This window comes from Enterobacter sp. UNJFSC 003, from assembly GCF_036903355.1.
Taxonomy (GTDB): Bacteria; Pseudomonadota; Gammaproteobacteria; order Enterobacterales; family Enterobacteriaceae; genus Enterobacter.
The window spans coordinates 1-280 of the sequence record NZ_JBAKHK010000118.1 but is presented as its reverse complement, the minus strand read 5'-3'; the positions used below and the strand labels follow the sequence as shown (position 1 = coordinate 280).

General features: G+C 54.3%; 1 pseudogene. It reads right to left on the bottom strand.

From position 1 onward, the window contains the following. A pseudogene (locus tag V5P19_RS23375) lies at positions 1–280 on the bottom strand (hypothetical protein); the annotation flags it as partial.

Below are 280 nucleotides of genomic sequence, written 5' to 3'. Positions count from 1 at the left end.
GATAAAGCATGACGCCTGTATTAAACAGGCTTTTTACCGATGGCGCATCGCGCACCAGCCGCCAGCAGATTAAGCCCACCAGCCCGTAAGCCAGCAGAATATCGCCGTCCCAGAACAATAAACCGTGAATAAAACCCAGCAAGACTAACAGCGTTAACCGCGACTGGATCCAGCGTCTGCCACGGGGCAGCAACATTTGCAGGCCCGCACCAAACAGCAGCGCAAAAAGCGTGAGGAATTTCACCTGGCCGACGAGATCAAGAAATGCCCAGGTCCATGC